General features: G+C 65.5%; 1 protein-coding gene. It reads left to right on the top strand.

From position 1 onward, the window contains the following. Window positions 1–3103, top strand: a 3103-nt coding sequence (locus tag WBV89_RS13025) for a multicopper oxidase domain-containing protein (RefSeq protein ID WP_423981782.1), incomplete at both ends; no start/stop codon positions are given.

Raw genomic sequence — 3103 nt, 5'->3', positions numbered from 1 at the left:
CTATCTCGATCCCGCCGATCCGAGCACCGAACTCGAGTCCGGGTGGGAGGCGATCATCGCCGACCCGAACGGCGCCGACTTCCGAGAGTTCAACATCTTGTTCCACGAGATCGGCAACGAAGACTTCGTCATCTTGCGCGCCGACGACACCCCGGTGCCCCTCATCGACGACCTCACCGGCGTGTATCGCCCGGTCTCACGAGCCCTGAACTTCCGCTCGGAACCGTTCATGGATCGACTCGAGCTGGTGGACGACAAATCGCTCGGGTACAGCTCGTACGCGTTCGGTGATCCGGCGACGCCGATCCCGTATTCGTATCTCGGCGAGGCGACCAAGACGCGCATTTCCCACCCGGGCAGCGAGATGTTCCACGTGTACCACCTCCACGGTGGTGCCACCCGATGGCAACGCAACCCGAAGGTCGACCCCGACACGTTCACCGGCGGGTTGCAGAAGGTGCCCACCCAGGACACCGAGTCCACCCGTATGGACTCGCAGGCGATCGGACCCGGTGAGGCGTTCACCCTCGAACACGAATGCGGCGCTGGCGGATGCCAACAGGCTGCCGGTGACTTCTTGTTCCACTGCCACATCGGCGACCACTACATCTCGGGAATGTGGGCGTTCTGGCGAGTGTTCGACACGGTGCAGGACGACTTCCCCGAGATGCCGCCGGACTTGAACGGGAACTACACGCCGCCACCCGTCGCAGAACACGGCACGTCGCTCGACCTGCTCGGCACCCAGGTCGACGGTCAGACGATCGTTGCCGAGGTGGACCTCGTCGACGACGCGACCGAACTTGCCCTCGAGGACTATGTCGCCGGGATCCTTCCACCGCAGGGCGTGCGGCTCGATACGGACGACGCGACGGTGTGGGACTGGCAGATCGACTACGTCGACGGCGACCTCACCCAGCCGCTCGTGCTCGGCGAACCGGACGACACCGCGGTCTGGGCGAACTACGCGTCCGAGACCCCGGGCGTACGTCCCGCGGTCGACTTCAACCTCGACAACGCGCGCCTCGCTTGGCCCATGTTCAGGCCTCATTTAGGGACCAGACCGCCATTTTCGCCGAACGGTCACGGGGGCGCGCCGTGGCTCGGCGAGGACGGAGACGCAAGTCGACCTGACGCGGTGTGCCCGTCGACCGACGTCGTTCCCGGGCGCCGAGTGCTGAACTATCCGGTCACCGCGCTCGATATTCCGATCGAGATCGCCGACGGCATCGAGAATCCCAACGGGAAGATCTATGCCCTCAGCGAGAACGTCGATGACATCCGCGATGGAACGATGCCGGTCGAACCGTTGGTGTTGCGTTCGAACGTCGGTGACTGTTCGCGGATCATGCTGACGAGTGAGCAGTTGGACGCCAACCACAACGGCAACGCGAAGGTCAACATGCACACCCATATGGTGCAGTTCGATCCGCAGGCATCCGACGGCGTGGTGACCGGGTACTCCTACGAACAGGGGGTGCGTCCGTACGCGAACGAGAACAGAACCCTCACCGCTGCAGCCGGACCCGGAGCGAACGCGATCACGGTCACCAACGTCGATCGACTCCGCGTCGGGATCGACATCGGCATCGGCCTGGGCGAGGGAATGTGTGACCTGACCGGCGAGCCGGTCGACGAGCCGGACGACGAGGACCGCCCGTGCGCCGAGGTGCGCCGGATCGTGAGTATCGACGGCAACGTCATCACCCTCGACGAACCGTTACAGAACGAACACGTCTCTGGCGAGGCCGCGGGGGTCGAGTTCGCCCAGCACCTCTGGTACTCCGACGTCGACGCGGGCACCGTGTTCTGGCACGACCACGTCTCGTTCGCGAACTGGCGAGACGGGCTGTTCGGTGCTCACGTCATCGAACCGGCTGGCTCGACGTGGCACGACCCGACGACCGGAGACGAGCTCCGATCGGGTCCGATCGCCGACATCCATGCTCCACCGGGCTCATCGCAGGGCATCGGCCAGGAGGGGAGCTTCCGCGAGGTGCTCGCCATGATGTCCGACCGCACCACCATCACCGGACCGGGGGTGCCCGCCGGCACCCTGGCGTCGTCGATCAACATGCGCGCGGCGCCGCTCGTCCTACGTGATCCGGCGTTCCCGTTCTCCTCGGTGACCAACGGCGACCCTGACACGGCGATCCTGCGTGCGTATGTCGGGGACCCGGTCGTCATCCGCGGGTTGGGTGTGATGGATCGCGAGGGAAGTCTGCGAGTCGCCGGCCACCGCTTGCGCCAGGAGCGCTATCTCGAGGGAAGTGCACTCGTCGACACGGTGAACATCGGGATTTCCGAGCGTGAGGACCTCGTGCTCGAAGGAGGAGCGGGAGGGACCGCCGGGCTTCCGGGCGACTTCCTCTTCTACAACGCGGTTGCTCGCGATCTGACTGGCGGCGCCTGGGGGGTGTTGCGGGTACACGACACCGAGCAGGACGATCTCGAGCCACTGCCCGATCGTGGAGCACCTGCGCCCGGCGCCGGATTCCCGACACTCACCGAAACCGGAGGCGCACCGCCGGCTGCGACGAACCCATCCGGGGTCTGCCCGGCTGGAGCGCCGGAACGCAGCTATGACGTCACCGCCCTCCAGAACCCGGACTCCTTGGTCGACTTCGGTGACTTCATGTACGCGCGGACAGACCAGGAAGCACTCCTGCTCGCCGGAACGCTCCAACCGGAACCGCTGGTGATGAGGGTGAACGAGGGCGATTGTCTCCGCATCTCGCTGACCAACCACTTCACGACAGATCGCGCCTCGATCGATCTCGCCAAGCTCAACGCAGCCGGTCCGAGTGCCGCTGTCGGATGGAACGCGGACGGTTCTGCGGCGCCGGGGGAAACGGTCCAGTACGAGTTCTACGCCGATGAGGAACTGGGAACGAGCTTGTTCTTCAACCTTGCTGCGCCACACACGATCGCCCTTGGGGCGTTCGGCGCAGTGGTCGTGGAGCCCGCGGGTTCGACGTGGCGGAGCCCGTTCGGCCCGTCAGCAGCACCGACAGGGGTTCGCGCCGACATTCTTCATCCCGACGGCAACTTCCGCGAGCACGTCCTGTTGATGCAGGAGTCGGACGAGCGCATCGGGCAGAAC

The organism is Ilumatobacter sp., from assembly GCF_049588435.1.
GTDB lineage: Bacteria > Actinomycetota > Acidimicrobiia > Acidimicrobiales > Ilumatobacteraceae > Ilumatobacter_A.
This window is presented reverse-complemented; position numbering and strand designations above follow the sequence as displayed.